14 protein-coding genes are annotated in these 17,876 nt (G+C 62.3%); 8 read left to right on the forward strand and 6 right to left on the reverse strand.

What is annotated here, in order from left to right:
* Nucleotides 1-67: 67 nt before the first annotated feature.
* The gene (locus FV139_RS07820; protein ID WP_148067771.1) at nt 68-463 is read right to left on the reverse strand and encodes an H-NS family histone-like protein; all 396 of its coding nucleotides are present in this window, start codon (nt 461-463) and stop codon (nt 68-70) included.
* 333 nt (nt 464-796) lie between these two features.
* On the opposite strand from FV139_RS07820, the gene serS reads away from it, so the two are divergent.
* Both serS and cysG read left to right on the forward strand, forming a co-directional pair.
* The gene (gene serS / locus FV139_RS07825) at nt 797-2,095 is read left to right on the forward strand and encodes a serine--tRNA ligase (protein ID WP_148067773.1); all 1,299 of its coding nucleotides are present in this window, start codon (nt 797-799) and stop codon (nt 2,093-2,095) included.
* Nucleotides 2,096-3,487, forward strand: a complete 1,392-nt coding sequence (gene cysG / locus FV139_RS07830; protein ID WP_148067775.1) for a siroheme synthase CysG — start codon at nt 2,096-2,098, stop codon at nt 3,485-3,487.
* Between the two features lie 115 nt (nt 3,488-3,602).
* On the opposite strand, the gene FV139_RS07835 is transcribed toward cysG, so the two are convergent.
* The 4 genes from FV139_RS07835 to FV139_RS07850 form a co-directional block, all read right to left on the reverse strand.
* A complete protein-coding gene (locus FV139_RS07835; RefSeq protein WP_235898579.1) occupies nt 3,603-5,792 on the reverse strand; it encodes a carboxy terminal-processing peptidase in 2,190 nt (729 codons plus the stop codon).
* A 153-nt stretch (nt 5,793-5,945) separates the two neighbouring features.
* Entirely contained in the window at nt 5,946-6,488 is a 543-nt protein-coding gene (locus FV139_RS07840; RefSeq protein ID WP_148067777.1) for a DUF6702 family protein, read from the reverse strand.
* Complete coding sequence (locus tag FV139_RS07845; RefSeq protein ID WP_148067779.1) at nt 6,485-8,842, reverse strand: M1 family metallopeptidase; 2,358 nt, start codon at nt 8,840-8,842, stop codon at nt 6,485-6,487. The genes FV139_RS07840 and FV139_RS07845 overlap by 4 nt, the downstream gene beginning before the upstream one ends.
* Before the next feature lie 104 nt (nt 8,843-8,946).
* Nucleotides 8,947-9,867: a cation diffusion facilitator family transporter gene (locus FV139_RS07850; RefSeq protein WP_148067781.1), complete on the reverse strand. Its 921-nt coding sequence runs from the start codon at nt 9,865-9,867 to the stop codon at nt 8,947-8,949.
* Nucleotides 9,868-10,041: 174 nt separating this feature from the next.
* Here FV139_RS07850 and FV139_RS07855 point away from each other — a divergent pair, with 174 nt between their 5' ends.
* Entirely contained in the window at nt 10,042-11,685 is a 1,644-nt protein-coding gene (locus FV139_RS07855) for a M28 family metallopeptidase (RefSeq protein WP_148067783.1), read from the forward strand.
* 68 nt (nt 11,686-11,753) lie between these two features.
* Here FV139_RS07855 and FV139_RS07860 read toward each other — a convergent pair whose 3' ends face one another.
* Entirely contained in the window at nt 11,754-12,947 is a 1,194-nt protein-coding gene (locus FV139_RS07860) for a GAK system CofD-like protein (RefSeq protein WP_148067785.1), read from the reverse strand.
* Nucleotides 12,948-12,992: 45 nt separating this feature from the next.
* Here FV139_RS07860 and FV139_RS07865 point away from each other — a divergent pair, with 45 nt between their 5' ends.
* The 5 genes from FV139_RS07865 to FV139_RS07885 are packed head-to-tail and all read left to right on the forward strand — an operon-like array spanning nt 12,993 to nt 17,835.
* Nucleotides 12,993-13,523, forward strand: a complete 531-nt coding sequence (locus tag FV139_RS07865; RefSeq protein WP_268939936.1) for an NUDIX domain-containing protein — start codon at nt 12,993-12,995, stop codon at nt 13,521-13,523.
* A complete protein-coding gene (locus FV139_RS07870; RefSeq protein ID WP_148067789.1) occupies nt 13,513-15,150 on the forward strand; it encodes a phosphotransferase in 1,638 nt (545 codons plus the stop codon). The genes FV139_RS07865 and FV139_RS07870 overlap by 11 nt, the downstream gene beginning before the upstream one ends.
* Nucleotides 15,143-16,036, forward strand: a complete 894-nt coding sequence (locus FV139_RS07875; protein ID WP_148067791.1) for a GAK system ATP-grasp enzyme — start codon at nt 15,143-15,145, stop codon at nt 16,034-16,036. Before FV139_RS07870 ends, FV139_RS07875 begins: the two co-directional genes overlap by 8 nt.
* On the forward strand, nt 16,033-17,136 hold the full coding sequence (locus FV139_RS07880; RefSeq protein WP_148067793.1) for an HprK-related kinase B: 1,104 nt from the start codon (nt 16,033-16,035) through the stop codon (nt 17,134-17,136). Before FV139_RS07875 ends, FV139_RS07880 begins: the two co-directional genes overlap by 4 nt.
* Nucleotides 17,137-17,139: 3 nt before the next feature.
* On the forward strand, nt 17,140-17,835 hold the full coding sequence (locus tag FV139_RS07885) for a histidine phosphatase family protein (RefSeq protein WP_148067794.1): 696 nt from the start codon (nt 17,140-17,142) through the stop codon (nt 17,833-17,835).
* The last annotated feature ends 41 nt before the right edge of the window (nt 17,836-17,876 follow it).

Consider the following 17,876-nt stretch of genomic DNA (forward strand, 5'->3'; position numbering starts at 1 on the left):
TAATTGTTGAACGCTGGGCTGAAAAGGTAATCGGGTCCGCCGCGGTGAAATGGCGGACCCAATCGAGTCAAACGCGGTATTTTTCCAGTTTTCCCTGGCTTTTTAATTCGGCAAATACTTTCGGTGCACGGCCCACGCCTGCCCAGGTATGTTCTGTGCCAGCTTTATCGACCAGCCGGTATTTGATCGCCCGTTTACGAGCCTTGCGTTTACGGGGTTTGGCTGCTGCTTCGTCCGTCAGGTCGGATAAATCCAGGCCTGCTTCCTGCATCTGTAAAAGGATTGATGCCTTCATGGCTTCTTTTTCCTGCTCTTCCTGTAGCAGGGCTTCTTCTTCAATCTTCTTCTCCTCAATCAGTAATCCAAGCTGATCGTAGGCCTTTTCCAGGTCGGAAACACTCGCTTTTTTAACCGCTGATTTAAGGCGGCGATTATGGGTAAGGATATTGAGAAAATCTTTCATATTTTCGGGTTTTCCTCTTTCGGGTATTTACACAATTAAATATGCGTTCCCTGCATGCAAGGGAAAATAAACTGAAAAGTGTTTCGGCTCAACAATGCTGCATTATTTTTTTTAACCCGGTCACATTTGTCTGTTGAATACATATGTGCAATTTCGCCGTCTTTTTTAAGAAGCCATTTTTTTATATCGATGAATATCTGTTTTAAGAAAAACTGCCATCAGGAGTCGGTAGTTTTCATGATGCGGCATGTGAGGTGGCCAGAAGCACTGCGCGGGCGGCGCAAAACCAGTACAATACGCCGCGCAATTTGAGTCATTCGGGACAGACACACAATGCTGGATATCAAAGCGGTTCGACAGGATCCTGAGGCAGTCGCACAGGCCCTGTCCAAGCGCGGCTATACATTTGACGTAGCGCAATTCACGGCCCTCGATGCCCGCCGCAAGCAGGCGGATGTCGACAGCCAGGCACTGCTGGCGGAGCGCAAAAGCGCGTCGAAAAAAATCGGCCAACTGATTGGCCAGGGTATGAGCGTCGACGAGGCCAAGGCCCAGGTCAACGAAACCCTGGAAAAGATTGCCGGGCAGCTCGACCAGTTGACCGAGCAGGCGCGCAGCGTGCAGGTTGAGATCGACGAGTTACTGCTGGGTACGCCCAACCTGCCCGCCCCGGAAGTTCCCGAGGGCGCCAGTGAGGAAGACAACGCCGAGGTGGCACGCTGGGGCGAGCCGCCCGCTTTTGATTTCACTCCCCGGGATCACGTCGAAATCGGCGAGGGCCTGGGTCAACTGGATGCGGAAACCGCCGGTAAAATCACTGGCTCCCGTTTTACCGTCATGTACGGAGAGCTCGCCCGCCTGCACCGGGCCCTGATCCAGTTCATGCTGAACCTGCACACCGGGGACCACGGCTACCGCGAGATTTATGTACCGTATATTGTCAATCGCGAGTCCCTGAAAGGCACAGGGCAGCTGCCCAAGTTCGAAGAGGACCTGTTCAAGCTGCACGCGGACCAGGAGTACTACCTGATTCCAACCGCAGAGGTGCCGGTGACCAATGTCGCTCGCGATCGTATTTTCGAGGCGGCGGAACTCGGTGACAGCGGTCTGCGCTTTGCCTGTCACAGCCCCTGTTTTCGCAGCGAGGCCGGCAGTTACGGTCGCGATACCCGGGGCATGATTCGCCAGCACCAGTTCGAGAAAGTCGAACTGGTGCAACTGGTGCGCCCTGAAGCCTCCGACGCCGCGCTGGAGGAACTGACCGGTCACGCCGAGGCGGTACTGCAGGCACTGGGCCTGGCTTACCGGAAGGTGATTCTCTGCGGTGGGGATATCGGTTTTTCCGCCCGCAAGACCTACGACCTGGAAGTGTGGCTCCCCGGGCAGAGCGCCTATCGGGAGATCTCCAGCTGCAGTAATTTCGGCGACTTCCAGGCCCGCAGAATGCAGGCACGCTGGCGCAATCCCGAAACCGGCAAACCGGAACTGCTACACACACTCAATGGCTCCGGCCTTGCGGTGGGCAGGACGCTGGTGGCTGTGCTGGAGAATTTCCAGAATGAGGATGGCACGGTGACTGTTCCCGAGGCTCTGCGGCCCTACATGGGCGGCACCGAAGTGCTGGGCGCCTGAGTGGAATATCTGCCCGTCTGCCTGCGCTTGCGCGGCGCGCCGGTGCTGCTGGTCGGTGGAGGCACGGTGGCCACTCGCAAGGCGCGGTTGTTGCTCAGAGCCGGTGCCCGGCTCACCGTTGTGGCACCAGAAGCCAGCGCCGAATTGCAGGAACTGTTGCAGGACGCAGGCGGCGAGTGGCGGGCGGATGCCTATGCCGGCCCGGCCGATCTCGCCGATCAGTCGCTGGTGGTGGCGGCAACACCTGACGCCGCCACCAATCGCGCGGTATCAGAACATGCTCACGTGGCCGGTATCCCGGTCAATGTGGTCGATTCGCCCGAACTCTGCAGCTTTATTTTTCCCGCGGTGATCGACCGTGATCCGCTGCTGATCGCGGTCAGCTCCAGCGGCCGCAGTCCAGTACTCGCCCGCCTGGTTCGACGCAAGATCGAGGCCCTGATACCCGCGGCCTACGGCGGCCTGGCCGAGTTTGCCGGCCGCTGGCGGGACCGGGTGCGCGATGCGCTGCCCGAGGAAGGGGCCAGGCGGCTGTTCTGGGAGCAGGCGGTGGAAGGGAGTATCGGTGAGCTGGTACTCGCTGGCCGGGAGACGGACGCCGCAGGGCGGATGGAACAACGGCTGGCCGACAGCACCGACCTGCACCGGGGAGAAGTCTACTTGCTGGGGGCAGGGCCCGGTGACCCCGACCTGCTCACCTTCAAGGCTGTGCGCCTGCTGCAAAGCGCCGACGTGGTGCTCTACGACCGCCTGGTTGCCCCGGCCATCGTGGATATGGCACGTCGCGACGCCGAGCGCATTTACGTGGGCAAGGCGCGCGCCGCTCACGCGGTGCCCCAGCAGGACATCAACCAGCTACTGCTCAGCCTGGCCCAGGCGGGTAAACGGGTGGTCCGCTTGAAGGGCGGTGATCCCTTTATCTTCGGCCGCGGTGGTGAGGAAATTGCCCTGCTGGCAAGCCATGGCATACCGTTCCAGGTAGTGCCCGGCATTACCGCGGCGAGTGGCGCAGCCTGCTACGCCGGTATTCCGCTGACCCATCGTGATCACGCCCAGTCTGTGCGGTTTGTGGCTGGCTACCTGAAGGGGGACCGGGTCGAGCACGACTGGAGCCAGTTCACCTCCGAGACCGAAACCCTCGTGTTCTACATGGGCCTGGTCGGGCTGCCGGTGATCTGTCGTGAACTCCAGGCGGCGGGGCGCCCGGCAGACACCCCAGTGGCGCTGATCGAGCGCGGTACGATGGAAGGCCAGCGGGTACTGACCGGAACGCTTGCCACCATGGACGACATCGTCGCCCGGGAAAAGCCCCGTGCCCCCACGCTGATCATCGTTGGCAGCGTGGTGACACTGCACAAGGACCTCGCCTGGTTCGGTGCCCGGGAGGATTGAGTGACTCACTCTGCCGGATTCGGTGGGGCTATAGCGGGTTGGACTCCAGGTGTATCGGGGCACCAGCTTTCCCCCCCCCGCGGTGCCGGGGAAGGTCAGTGGCGTTTCCCAGGAGCTAGTCGACCTGCTCCTTGGGTGGGTTCGGGGTATGGGCAGCAAAGCGCCGCTCCTGCAGCAGCAGGGCATCCACCAGGATATTGCCCGCTTCGGTAAGCAGCACGTCGTGGTCCTCTGCCGCTTCGTCCTCGGCGGTTGCCAATTGCTCTTCGCCCTGTGCGGCGCTGGAATTCTCGACGTTGCCGGTATCTTCTTCCGCCAGGTCTTCAGTGACCTCTTCTTCCTCGTCCAGTGAGGTCAGCAACTCCTCGCCCAACGCGGCCCGGCGTTTGTTCTCGATGGCCAGGGCTTTCTCGTCCTGCTGGTCGACCAGTGCACGCCGTGCTGATTCGTTCAGGGGCAGGCTCTTGATCTCGCGGCTCGCTTCAGCCAGCTCCACCTGGTCTTCGAGGAATACGAAGTCGGGGTTGTGCAGGCTGCGCTCCTGGAACAGGCGCGTCACCTCGGGTACCAGGTCATCGATATCCTGGTAGCGGCGGTGGCGAACGGGATTGATCTTGTCCCAGTTGAGGGCGTGATCCAGGGCGCTCTCGCCGATCTCCTCGTGGTCATACAGAGCCGGAAAAGTGACGTCAGGGACCACCCCGCGGTGCTGGGTGCTGTCACCGGAAATCCGGTAGAACTTGCTCTCGGTGAGTTTCAGCTGACCCTCGGGCAGCGGGATCAGGGTCTGCACCGTGCCCTTGCCGAAGGAGCGGTCGCCAACGATGATGCCGCGCTGGTAGTCCTGGATGGCGCCGGCAAAGATTTCCGAGGCCGAGGCGGACAGGCGGTTGATCAATACCACCATGGGGCCCTCGTAATAGGGACCGCGCAGGCGTTTGCCATCGCGCCACACGCGACGTGAGGAGTGGCGAATCTGTACCGTGGGGCCGTACTCGATGAACAGGCCGGTCAGTTCGTTGGCTTCCTGCAGCGAGCCGCCACCGTTATTGCGCAGGTCGATGACCACGCCGTCGACGTGATCTTCATTCTGCAGTTCGTCCAGCAGCTTGCGCACGTCCCGGGTGGTCGACTTGTAGTCCTTTTCACCCCGGCGCATGGCGTCGAAGTCGATGTAAAAGGCGGGAATGTCGATCACGCCCACTTTCATCACCTTGTCGCCGTTGGGCACTTCCAGCACTTTCTTCTGGGCGGACTGCTCCTCCAGCTTCACCTTGTTGCGCACGATGGTGACGACCTTGCGCTCGCCGGTCTTGGCCGCCTTGCTGGCCATCACCTGGAGCCGCACGGTGGAGCCCTTGGGTCCGCGAATCAGTTCGACCACCTCGTCGAGGCGCCAGCCGATGACATCCTCGAACTCGCCGTCCTCTCCCTGTGCCACACCGACGATGCGGTCGGAAGGCTGCAGTTCACCCTGCTTGTCTGCAGGTCCGGCAGGCACCAGGCGCACCACTTTGGTGTACTCGTCCTCCAATTGCAGCACCGCGCCGATTCCCTCCAGGGAAAGGCTCATGTTGATGTTGAAATTCTCGGAGCGACGCGGCGAGAGATAATTGGTGTGAGGGTCGTATAGTTCGGTGAGCGCGTTGGCGTAAATCTGGAACACGTCCTGGTTGTTGTACTGCTTCACCCGCTTGAGCTGATTGTTGTAGCGCTTCTCGAGGGTTTCGGCGATCTCTTCCTGGGGCTTGTCAGCCATACGCAGGCTCAGCACCTGGTTCTTGAGGTGACGGCGCCAGCGGTCGTCGAGCTCCGCCTGATCGGCGGCCCAGGGCCGTTCCTTGCCGTCAAGCAGGTAATCCTCCTCGACATCAAAATCCATGGTGGCGACAGCGGAGGGCAGGGTGTCCACCACGTTTTCGAGGCGCTGCTCAAGCCGTTGCTGGAAGCGGTTGAAAATATTGAAGCCGGCATCGAGCCGACCCTTGTGGAGGTCGTCATCCATCACGGTCCGGTAGCGCTCGAATTCAGCCAGGTCGGCGGCAGTGAAGAACATCCGCCCGCTATCAAGGCTGTTGATGTAGTTGTCGAGGTGCTGGGACGAAAGCTCGTCGTCGTAGCGCAGCTTGGCGTAGTGCCGCTCCTCCAGCTGCTCGATCATATCGACCATGGTCTCTCGCTGGGCATCGGAGTATTCGATGGTGGCGAGTGCATGACCGGCGCTACCCACAAGCAGCAGACCGCTGGCGATGGTGGTGGTCAGGCCGCGGCGGGCCAGCCTCAGCAGAGCGGTGGGATTATTCAAAACAGCAGTACCTCATTTACTTATAGTTCGGCCACGTATGACCGGGCGTCACTAAAGTGTAATCCTTCGGCACCGTGGGTCAAATGCCACGGCAGCAGTTTCGTTTAGAGTCGTTCCCGGTGCGAAAGTTCGGTATCGCGGTATGAGGGTGTTTCAGTGGCCCTGCCACAGCAACAGTTCCGGCTGGGCCGGAGTGAACAGCAGGGTGTCAGCGGGGGCGGCCCACAGTGGCTGGGCGCGGTTGGTCTGGCTGCTGTCCACGTCCATCAGCAGGGAGTCGTGCAGGTACAGGCGCTGCTCCGGCGGCGCCGGCAGGGTGAAGTAGAGCCAGCTGGCATCGTAGGCGAGGTCCATCCCGACCAGTTCGTCGGGGTGCAAGGTTTGCCCGGACTCACTGCGCAGGAAGAAATGCTCCGCCAGGTAGGCCAGCACGAGGGTGCGTACCTCCGGGGTGTCCACCAGTACCACGGCCTCGCCACTGCGCCAGGTCAGGGCCGTTTCCAGGTCCTCGGGCAGCACCCGCAGCGCGACCTCGAGGGTGGCGCCGTCAGCGGCCCAGTCGATCTCGGCGAAGCTGGTGTGCCAGGGGTGGGGCCAGGCGGGAACCGCTACCAGGGCGAGCCACAATCCCCAGATCAGGGCAGTGCGGCCAGCGCGCTGGCGGCTGGCCGCGGGCGGGAACGCGTCCCCGATCACAGGATGGGCTGCTCCCACTGTTCCTTGTTGCCGCGGCGCATCGGGTTGGGGTCTTCCTTCTCCTTGAACAGCTGGAAGCGGCTGGTCTTCGGCTTGCGCGGCCAGGCGTTGTTGGCAGCGTCCGCGTCCGCCGTGCTGCGGTAGGGGTCGAACTCGATTCCGGTAATTTCCTTCCCGGTGATGAACAGCTTGGTCACCTGTTCGGCATTCCGGCGCCAGATTTCCGCGGGGATCTGCAGCTCTTCCACCTTGCCGTCAGCGTAGGTGATGCGCAGGGGCAGGGGCGTCACCAGCCCGCCGATGTTGCTGAAGGTCACGGTATAGAAATTTTTGTCCGCGTTGAGCAGGGCTTTTTCCCGGTCGGTGAGGGACTGCTGCAGCTGTTCGAACTGGGCGTAATCCCAGGGCGTCACGCTGAACTCATCGCTTTCGGTGTAGAAGTCCCGCAGCTTGGGGTAACGCTGTACGAGGGTTTCTGCGTCGGCGTTACGCTGCTCGCTGAGCGTGGGTTCGAGCTTGTCCTTTTCGGCCTTTTGCCAGGGCTTTTCGACGTCCGGGTCCCGTGTATCGAGCTGGTACAGCGCGATATTGTCCACGGCCACGTCGACATACTCCGTGCCGTAGAACCAGCCGCGCCAGAACCAGTCGAGATCCACCGCCGAGGCGTCTTCCATGGTGCGGAAGAAGTCCGCCGGGGTGGGGCGCTTGAACTTCCAGCGGCGGGCGTACTCCTGGAACGCGTAGTCGAACAGGTCGCGGCCCATGATCGACTCCCGCAGGATGTTCAGGGCGGTGGCCGGTTTGGCGTAGGCGTTGTTGCCGAACTGGTAGATGGATTCCGAGTTGGTCATGATCGGCGTCTGTGGCGCGCTGATCATGTACTCCACGATTTTCTCGGGCTCACCCCGGCGGGAGGGGTATTCCTCTTCCCAGGCCTGTTCGGTAATGAACTGGAGGAAGGTGTTCAGGCCCTCGTCCATCCAGGTCCACTGGCGCTCGTCCGAGTTGACGACCATGGGGAAGTAATTGTGGCCGACCTCGTGAATGATCACCGAGATCAGGCCGTACTTGCTGCGCTCCCAGGTCTTGTCCTCGGGCTTCTGGCGCACGTCCCAGTAGGTGCCGTCCTTGTAGGGGCGGGGCTTGTTGAAGGAGATCATCGGATACTCCATGCCGCCCACGGGCCCGTTCACGGAAATCGCGGTGGGGTAGGGGTATTCGAAGGTGTAGCGGGAGTACACGTCGATGGTGTGGGCAATCGACGGGGTGGAGTACTGGCTCCACAGGGGCTCCGCCTCATTCGGGTAAAAGGACATGGCCAGGACTTCCCGGGAGCCGCTGGGTGCCATGCGCGCATCCCAGATGAACTTGCGCGAGCTGGCGAAGGCAAAGTCGCGAACGTTCTCGGCCCGGAAGCGCCAGGTTTTGGCGACCGACGTACGGCTGCCCTCGTTCTTTTTCGCTTCTTCCGGCGTTACCACGAAACGCTGCTCGGTGGACTCCTGTGCCGCCTCGTAGCGGGACAGCTGCTTCTTGCTCAGGACTTCCTTCGGATTCTGCAGCACGCCGGTCGCCGCCACGATGTGGTCTGCGGGCACGGTAATGGCAACATCGAAGGTGCCCAGTTCCAAGGTGAATTCTCCGTTGCCGAGGAACTGCTTGTTCTGCCAGCCCTGGTAGTCGGTATAGGCCGCCATGCGCGGATACCACTGGGCAATTTCATAGAGGTAGTTCTCGTCCTCCTCGAAGTACTCGTAACCGCCCCGGGCGCCGGTTTCAGTGGCATCAATGATGTTGTGTTCCCAGTCCACGCTGAACACGAATTGTTCGCCGGCCGCCAGCGGCTGGGGCAGCTCCACCCGCAGCATGGTCTTGTTGATGGTGTGTTCCAGGGCATCGCCGCCTTCGCTGCGCACGGCTTTGATATCGACACCGCCGTCGAATTCGCTGCGGGTGAGCAGGTTGGCCAGGGAGCCGTAGGGGAAGTGGGCGAAATCCGGCGCCGTTCTGCTGAGCATGTCGTCGGAGTCCGGACGGAAACGGTTCTGGTCCAGCTGCAGCCACAGGTAGCGCAGGGTGTGGGGGCTCTGGTTGTAGTAGGTGATGGTCTCGCTGCCGAGAATACGCTGGCCGCGGTCGTCCAGGGTCACGTCAATCCGGTAGTCGGCCCGCTGTTGCCAGTAGGTGGGGCCGGGGGCCCCGCTGGCGAGGCGCGTTTCGGTCGGGGTGTCCAGCAGGTACTCCAGCTGGGCAAACTTTTCGGGTCCAGTGGCTGGTGAGGTGGCTGCGGCGACCGTTCCGGAAGCCAGTGTGAACAGTGATAACACCAAAAAATCGATAAATTTCAATCGCATACTGAACTCTTTGCAAGTATTTTGGAGGTATAAGGGCGAGGCACCTTATCACTGTAAGACGTATAACCCGGGAAATGCCTCAAGCCGACAGCGCCCCTGGGGGCCTACCAGGCCAGTTTTTCGTCCCGCACGAACAGCATGTCCATGACGATTTCCGGGTTCCAGGTTTTCAGGGCGTGTTCGCTCGCCCGGCGAATGGCATCCAGTTCAGCCACCGTGCGGATGGAGAAGGCCTCGGCGACCACCACGTGGACCAGCAGGTAGGTGTTGCGGCCGCGCTTGGTGACGCGCAGCTCAACGTGGTCGTATTCCACTTCCCCAAGGGTATCCAGCAGGCGCTGTTCTATGTCCTCCACCACCGGTTGTGGGGGGGCCATGTTGACGATCTCCTTCAGGCTGTCCCGCAGGATACCGAGGGGAATGGGCAAGGCGAACAGGACGATGGCGATGAGCAGCACCGGGTCTACCAGCGGCGCCCATTCCGCCCAGGGTGAGTGCTCCAGGTACCAGGCGCCGAGGAACCCGAGCAGAACCGCCCCGCTCAGCATGCCGTCGACGAACCAGGTGCGCGATTCCACCTCGACCAGGTCGGAGCGGTGCTGGCGACTGACCCGGTACATCAGTGCCGCCACGGTAAAGCAACCAACCGTCGCCAGTGCGCCGTAGAGCACCGCCAGGCCGTAGGCCGCTTCGGTGCCACCCGCCAGCAGGCGTTTCACCGCCTCGGTCAGGGCGTAGACGCAGGCCACCAGGATAAACAGGGATTTGAACAGGTTGAGGGTGGGCTCCATGGCGGTGTAGCCGAAGTGGAACTTGTCGTCGTCTGGCCGCTCGGCCAGTTTGGCTACCCGCAATGTCAGCAGGGCCACGCAGAAGGCGATGAGCGAATAGATGCCGTCGAACAGGATGGCATCGGAATTGGTCAACAGGGCAAAGCCGAGGGCGAGAACGACAAAAAACACCACGCCGTAGAGGGCGAAGGTCAGTGCCCGCTGCTCGTGGTGTACATGGGATTTTCCGGTCACTGTGATTCCTCCCTGAACTCCCGGCGCATTCTACCTTCGGCCGCTACCGCCGTGGTATTCCCCCTCGGGGTAGGCGCCCGGCCTGTATCCGGACGCTCAGGTGGCACCGTGCCCCTTGAGCTCGTTGGTTACGGGTGTAACAATCAGCGCCCCTGATACGACTGGAGCTAGACAATGGCCCGACTTTCCACAGCACTCCTGGGCGCTGTATGCCTTGCCACCCTGAGTGGCCAGGCCTCCGCCGCACCGGCACTGTCCCTGGACACCATGAAAAATGTCACTCGCGAACTGTCTTCGGATGCCTTCGAAGGACGCGCCCCGGGCTCGGCGGGCGAGGAAAAGACCATGGCCCTGTTGCAGAAGGAATTCAGCGCGGCCGGCCTGCAACCCGGCAACGGCGACAGCTGGTTCCAGGATGTGCCGCTGGTGCAGATCACCGCTGAGAACGTCAGCAACCTGACCGTCAGCGGCGGCAAGGAAAACCTGAGTTTCGCCTACGGTCCGGATATGGTCGTTGGCACCTACCGGGTGACGCCGAACATCGACGTCGCCAATAGCGAGGTGGTGTTCGTGGGTTACGGCATCAATGCCCCGGAGAAGGGGTGGAACGACTACGCCGGCATCGATGTAAAGGGCAAGACGGTGATCATCCTGGTCAACGACCCCGACTATGAGACCGAGGGCCTGGAAGGTCCCTTCAATGGCCGCGCGATGACCTACTACGGCCGTTGGACCTACAAGTATGAAGAGGCCGCCCGCCAGGGTGCCGCCGCCGCGCTCATCGTTCACGACACCATGCCCGCCGCCTACGGCTGGAATGTGGTGGAGTCCTCCTGGAGCGGGCCGCAACACGTGGCGGATGCCGACAACGGCCACATGGATGCCACCAAGGTCAACGGCTGGCTGCAACTGGAGGCCGCGCGGAAAATCCTGGCCAGCGCCGGCCAGGATCTCGATACCCTCACCGCGTCCGCCAAGCGGCCCGGCTTCAAGGCGGTCGACCTTGGCCTGAAGGCTTCCCTCAGCTTCGACAACGACATCGAGAAACAGTCATCGAAAAACGTGGTCGGCATTCTGCCCGGCAGCAAGCGCCCCGACGAATACGTACTCTACACCGCTCACTGGGATCACCTGGGGCGCTGCGGTGCCGATGAAACCGGTGATGACATCTGCAATGGCGCGATTGATAACGCCACCGGCACCGCCGCCCTGGTTGCGCTGGCCCAGGCCCACGCCGCGGCTGGCCCTGCCGAGCGCACACTCGTTTTCCTGGCGGTCACCGCCGAAGAATCCGGCCTGCTGGGCTCGGAATCCTATGCGGCCAACCCGATTTTCCCGCTGGCGCAAACGGTGGGCGGTGTGAACATGGACGCCTTCAGCATGGCGGGCCCGGCCAAAGACGTGATCGTCATCGGCAAGGGCAAGTCGGAACTGGACGCCTACCTGGAGCGTGCCCTGAAGGAAGAGGGCCGGGTGGCCACCACGGAACCGACCCCGGAAAAAGGCTACTACTACCGCTCCGATCACTTCAGCTTCGCCAAGCGCGGTGTTCCGATGATTTACTTCGAGGGTGGTGAAGACCTGGTGGAAGGCGGTCATGCCGCGGGCCGGGCAACGGCTGAGGACTATACCGTCCACCGGTATCACGGTCCCAAGGACGAGTTCAACGAGGACTGGGACTGGCGCGGTACCATGGCGGATCTCAAGCTGTACTACCGCATCGGGCGTGAACTGGCTGGCACCAGCGCGTGGCCCAACTGGGTCGATGGCGACGAGTTTCGCGCCATCCGCGACGCCAGCCGTTCAGCGGCCGACTAGGCCGCAAACTCCACGCCGGGTGATCGCAGCGGCGTTCTCCCGGCTGGCTTACGCAGCCGCTGGCACGATTATGCCAGTGAGAGCAGGGCGGCAAGCAGCAACTGGTTGTCGTAGTAGGGCTTGCTCTTTTTGCTCACCAGTTTGATATCCAGCACCTCCACACCCAATTCCTCCAGTAACGACAGTGACAGGGTCGAGGGATATTGCCCCTGACCGCTATCCAGCAGCACGTAATCCAGCAGGCGTCGGTTGGCCCACGATTTGGGCACACCGCGGCGCAGCCGTTTGACAAGCGAACCGAGCAGGGCGTCCAGGCTCATACCCAACTGCTCCGGGTCTACCCCGAGATTGGGGATGTACACCTTGGGACAGTCGTTGGCACCAATAGCCCGGCCGACACCGGTCGGCAGCAGGTTGGCGTGCAGGCTGCTGAAGAACGAGCCCGGCGGGTAACAGATCAGGTCGGCACTGCCGATCAGCTTGCGTACCTTTTTTTCGAGGGGAACGTCCAGCGGTTCCGGTTGTTCTGCAGAGCGACACAGAAAGACATCCTCGATAGGCGCGGTGAGTGGCGCCACCTCCTTGCCGGTGAGCAGGTGCTGGCCTATCACTTCGCTGCCGTCCGCCAGGGTAGCGCCCAGGTTGAGGCTTTCATTGACAATGGGCCTCACCGTGCCGCGCACGCTGACCAGCTTCGAATACAGGAAAATGGTGAGGTCCAGGTCGCGCCGGTTGCGCAGGTAACCGCCCGCCAGTATCAGGTTGCCGATGCTGGCGCCGCGCAATTCAAAGCCCCGCGGCATCTGGTCACTGAAGTGGCCGAGTTGGTGGCAGATCAGCTGGCGCATGGGATTGGGGATGTCGGCTACCAGCTCTGAGCGCCCGCTGACCATCTCTCGCAGTGTCCGCCGCAGGGTTTTCCGGGTGGCATCGCATGGCAGTCGGAAGTTGAACAGCTGGTAGACCTCCGGGTTGCCCAGCACCGACTCATCGGCCAGTGCCATGAGCCGGCTGCGAATGTCACCGATAGCGGGCATATCGAAGGCCTGGCGCAATTGCGCCGAGCTGCCTCCGGAATCGAAGGGCGTTACCAGGTGGACGGAGTTATGGGTGTAATCCTTGAGCAGGCGGCTGAGCCCGTTAAGCGCCGAGCCACCGCTGAAAAACAGCAGGCGCGGCCCCAGTTCGGGAATCTTCCTGAACCGGCTGATACGAATCGGGTCCGGTACTTCGATCGTTCGGGTGACTCGTATCCGGGCCATGAACTGCTCCGCATGAGGGCGAGGGTGGAAGAGCGCGTAGCGTCTATGCTATACGTGTTGAGTGACTCGAGTCATGTCCGTTCTGTTTCCGTGAGGCTGTCATTGCCGCAATTCTTGCCCGACATACGCAACGCCGTTCGCGCGCTGGTCGTTAACCAGGGAAGCCTTCTGATGCTGGAAAAATGGGACGATACCCGGGGGCGTCGGTTCGCGCTGCCCGGGGGTGCCCAGGACCCGGGCGAGCCTCTTCTCGATGCGCTCCAGCGAGAGTGCGAGGAAGAAATCGGCACCTCGGTGGAGGTCGACGACCTGGTGTTCTGTTGCGACTACTTCAAGCAGCGAGGGGATTCACCACCCACCCGGCGCCACGTGGTGGAATTCGTTTTCAGCTGTCATGTCCCCGCGGGCTACGAGCCGGCCAATGGCTATCGTCCGGACAAACACCAGGTCGGGGTGCGCTGGGTACCGCTGACGCAATTGGCGGACCTGGTGCTGATTCCCGAGTATGTGGCTGAGCTGCTGGCATCGGGAAACATCGGGGACCCGCTTTACGCGGGCTTGCACCATGGCCGCTGACCTGCCGCGAGAGAGTACCGAGAACCTGCGCTTCCTCGTCGTGGAAGTGGAATCCCAGATCAGCAACCTCAAGGCCTTCATCGACAATCCCACGCCGTTCCTGGCGCGCCGCATTGCCGACCGCGGTGGCTACACCGCGAACCTCGCCCTGCGTATCCAGAACAGTTGTGCTGCACGGCTCTCCGAGGGGGTTCCGGTAGCGGGTGAACAGCTGGCGCTTCGGAGCCTGTCCTTCATAGCCACTCAGCTCGAACGCATCAGTGAATGCTGCCGCGACGCGCTGGAACAGCTTCCGCCCCTGGAGAACATTGCCGACACCAACCGCAGCGCGCTGCTGTCGCAGTTGCGACGGGTTCGTCGCGGCCTCAGGGACCTGGAAACCGCCGCACTGCGCCGCGATACCCAGCTCGCCCTGGCGATCGGACGCCTGGATCACAAGCTGGAGCGGGACTACAACATGCTGCGAGACCAGTTGACCGGGCAGTTGCGCGACGGCGGCCCCCCCGAGGACCTGGTGTCCGCGCTGTTTGCGGCACACACCGTGAGGCAGATGGGGTCGTCACTGCTGCGTATCAGCGAATCGATCATCTCCGCCAACCTTGGCCAGCCGATCAACTTCGAGCGGTTCCAGTCGCTGCAGGCTGCCGTCGACGATCTGTCCGGTATCCGGTCATTGCGCGTTGCCCCGGTCGCCCAGACGCGCTCCGGCAGCGCCATTGCCGGACTATCCGATGCCCGCAGCGCGGACAGTGATTACCTGGCAATCTACAAGGACGGCCAGCGGGGCAAGCTGAAGGAAGAGAAGCAGGGCGTCAAAAGCTGGCATGCTATCTATCCCGGGTTGGCGCCGAGAATACTGTCCTATCGCAAACGCGGCGAATCCGCGTCACTATTGATCGAGCACCTGCCGGGGCTGACCTTCGATAAACTGTTGCTGAACGAGAGCGAAAACACCGTGGGTAACGGCTTGCGCCTGCTCGGTAGAACCCTGCGTTCAGTGTGGAAGGAAACTCGCGGCGAGCGTCCGGTCAATGCTGGCTTTATGCGCCAGCTGGAGCAACGGTTACCCGATGTCTACAAGATTCACCCGGAATTTGACCAGGGTGCCAGCCGCCTTTGCGAGCTGGAAGTCCCGGCTTTTCGCGAACTCGTCCTGCGGGCGGGGCGCCGCGAGCGCAAGGTGAATGCCCCCTTCTCGGTCTATATTCACGGCGACTTCAATGTCGACAATATTATCTATGACCCGCTCGAGCGCCGCATCAATTTTATCGACCTGCACCGCTCGCGTTACATGGATTACGTGCAGGATGTGTCGGTGTTCATGGTGTCGAACTATCGCCTGCAGATTCTCGACGCGCCCGTAAGGCAGCGGCTGATGGGAGCCTCGTTAACGCTCTACAACATGGCGGCCCGGTTCGCGAAAAAGCAGGACGACGAAACCTTCGAGTGGCGACTCGCGCTGGGTCTGGCCCGCTCATTCGCGTCCTCGACGCGCTTTATTCTGGACAAATCGATGGCGCGCCGTATGCTGCTGCGCTCACGCTACCTCCTGGAACTGGCGCTGGCTACCGAGAAGGGTGCCGAAGCGGGGTTCCGCCTTCCCATCAAGGAGATATTCATTGACTAGTCCGAGGATCGGTGTGGTCGGCATACCGGGCAAGTGGTCCACGGAAGTGCTGGCCGATGCGCTCGAGGCGCGCACGGGGTTTCGCCAGGTTATCGACATGGGGACTGTTGTTGCCGACCTGACTGGACCGGCTTTATTCTGCGATGGCACCGAGTTGAACACCCTGGACGCCATTGTGGTAAAGAAGATCAGTGGTGAGTACAGCGCCCACACCCTCGACCGGCTGGAACTGTTGCGCCTGCTGGAGCGACAGGGCGTCCGGGTGTTCAGCCCGGCCGAGAGCATGCTGCGCCTGATCGATCGGCTGAGCTGCACGGTGACCCTGCGCAATGCGGAGATTCCGATGCCCGAAACCCTGATCACCGAATGCACCGATCAGGCACTGGCGGCGGTCCGCGCTTTTGGCAGTGCCGTCTTCAAACCACTCTATTCAACCAAGGCCCGCGGCATGCGCCTGCTGTCCGCCGATGAAGCAAAAGCCAAACTGAAAAAGCACATCGCCGACTTTCATCGCGACAACCCGGTCATGTACATCCAGCGCAAGCTGGAGCTGTCAGGGCGAGACCTCGGACTGGTCTATCTCGGGGGCCAGTATCTTGGTGCCTATGCCCGGGTGGCCGGCGGCAGTGCCTGGGACACGACCATTCACAGCGGGGGCAAGTACGCGCCCTTCGACGCGGGGCCGGAGCTGATCGAACTCGGGCGCCGGGCCCAGGCGCCATTTGGCCTGGATTTCACCACGGTGGATATCGCCGAAACCGGTAGTGGGCCGGTGGTGTTCGAAGTGTCGGCTTTCGGTGGTTTTCGCGGTGCCCGGGAGGGGGCCGGTATTGATGCGGCCGGAGCGTACGCGGATTACGTGCTGAAGAAGGTCGCAGGGCCGTGACGTCTGTCGCCGAACTCGCCACCGGGTTACTGGAGGGAGCCTCACTCGCTGACACCAGCGTTACCCTGTCGATCGACGGCTGGTTGCTGCGGATTCGCTCCGACAGCCCGGCACTGCTGGACCGCCTGCGAGGCTACTTTTCCCACCTGCTGTGCAGCACCAATGACGCCGACGGGGTGGTCGAAGTCATCGCCCTGGAGCGCGCGGCCCTCGAACTGGACGCTCCCCCCTTCGAACTCGACCTGGCGGACTGGTCCAGGGAAGCGGGTAAAAGCGGGCGCAAGGACAGCTACGCTGACCTCGCTGACGGCCGGGTTCTCCGCAAAGTGCGAACCGGTATGGTCTTTCTCCAGAGCCAGACCGTTCGCCTGGCAGTGGGGCCGTGCCTGGCGAACGACAACCAGGTGATCAATTTCGTCATCAGCCAGTACATGAACGAGCTTCAGCATCGGGACTGGCTGATCTGTCACGCCGCCGGCCTTGTCGGGCCGGGCGGTGCTCTCGGGCTGGCCGGATTCTCCGGCGGCGGCAAGTCCACCCTGATGTTGCACCTGATGGAGCGTCCCCTGCGGTTCCTCAGCAATGACCGCCTGTTTATACAGCGCGTGGGAGGCGCGGTGGAGGCCGCCGGGGTGCCCAAACAGCCGCGAGTGAATCCCGGAACCTTGCTCAACAACCCGCGCTTGCGCTCCATCATGCCGGCCGCGCGCCAGGCGGCCTGTGAGGCGCTGCCAGCGGCGCAATTGTGGGAACTCGAGGAGAAATACGACGTCCCGGTGCCTGAGCTCTACGGCCCGGACCGGACCGCCACTCGCGCACCGCTGGCCGCCTTCCTGTTACTGAACTGGAACCGCAGCAGCCCTGATCCGACCCAAATCCGGCCGGTTGACCTGGCGGCCCGACGCGACCTGTTACCGGCCATCATGAAGTCACCCGGTCCTTTTTACTGGCAGGTGGGTGGCGACTTTCTGCGCGACGGGATGGCGCTGGACGAGGATCGTTACCTGGCAGTGCTGGAGGGAGTACCGGTGTATGAGGCTTCCGGGGCTGTGGATTTTGCGTTAGCAGTCGCTACCTGCCAGCGCTGGCTGGGAAGCTGATCCATGCCCCGCCTGTACGCTGCACTCGTGCGCCACGGCGACTACCATCAACTCGCGGATACGCCGAGTGCGCATCAGCCCTTCGCCCTGACCGACGCCGGGTACCGGGAAGCGGAAGTCGAAGCGAGCCGCTTTGCCCGGCAATTGCAGGGTGAGAACTGGGTATTGGCGGACGAACTGCATACTTCGACGCTGTTGCGCGCCTGGCAAACCGCGCGCATCTACGCTCAGGCCCTGGCCTTGGGTGAGGGGCCCGGGTTGACCACCGTCGAATTCGGCGCCCTGGCCGAACGCTGTGTGGGCGCCGCGGCAAACCTCAGTCTCGGGCAGATTGCGGAGGTCATCGCCAGCGACCCGCGGTACGAGGCGCTGCCGCCTGACTGGAAATCCGACAGCGATTTCTGCCTGCCATTCCTCGGGGCGGAATCCCTGTGGCAGGCCGGGGAGCGGGTCGCGGCCCATATCCGGGCGGCCATGCAAGGCCTGGCCGCCTCCGCCACCCGGGACAGCCTGCAACTGTTTGTCGGCCACGGTGCAGCCTTCCGCCACGCGGCGGCCCTGTTGGGCGCTCTGCCTCGGGACCAGGTGGCCGCGGTCAGCATGTACCACGCCCGGCCGGTCATCCTCGAGTGGCGGGCGCAGGGCCCCTGGCGCCATGTGGCGGGAGACTGGAAACCCCGGGGCCGCCGGCTCGATTGAGGTGGCGTCACATCGCTGTAACCTGGTGGACATAATATGGC

This window comes from Parahaliea maris (assembly GCF_008064665.1).
GTDB classification, from domain to species: domain Bacteria; phylum Pseudomonadota; class Gammaproteobacteria; order Pseudomonadales; family Halieaceae; genus Parahaliea; species Parahaliea maris.

What these genes read in the sequence shown, in the direction of transcription:
- FV139_RS07820 (WP_148067771.1), bottom strand. Translation starts at nt 463, where the DNA reads ATGAAAGATTTTCTCAATATCCTTACCCATAATCGCCGCCTTAAATCA.
- serS (WP_148067773.1), top strand. Translation starts at nt 797, where the DNA reads ATGCTGGATATCAAAGCGGTTCGACAGGATCCTGAGGCAGTCGCACAG.
- FV139_RS07845 (WP_148067779.1), bottom strand. Translation starts at nt 8,842, where the DNA reads ATGCGATTGAAATTTATCGATTTTTTGGTGTTATCACTGTTCACACTG.
- FV139_RS07855 (WP_148067783.1), top strand. Translation starts at nt 10,042, where the DNA reads ATGGCCCGACTTTCCACAGCACTCCTGGGCGCTGTATGCCTTGCCACC.
- FV139_RS07860 (WP_148067785.1), bottom strand. Translation starts at nt 12,947, where the DNA reads ATGGCCCGGATACGAGTCACCCGAACGATCGAAGTACCGGACCCGATT.
- FV139_RS07865 (WP_268939936.1), top strand. Translation starts at nt 12,993, where the DNA reads ATGCTATACGTGTTGAGTGACTCGAGTCATGTCCGTTCTGTTTCCGTG.
- FV139_RS07870 (WP_148067789.1), top strand. Translation starts at nt 13,513, where the DNA reads ATGGCCGCTGACCTGCCGCGAGAGAGTACCGAGAACCTGCGCTTCCTC.
- FV139_RS07885 (WP_148067794.1), top strand. Translation starts at nt 17,140, where the DNA reads ATGCCCCGCCTGTACGCTGCACTCGTGCGCCACGGCGACTACCATCAA.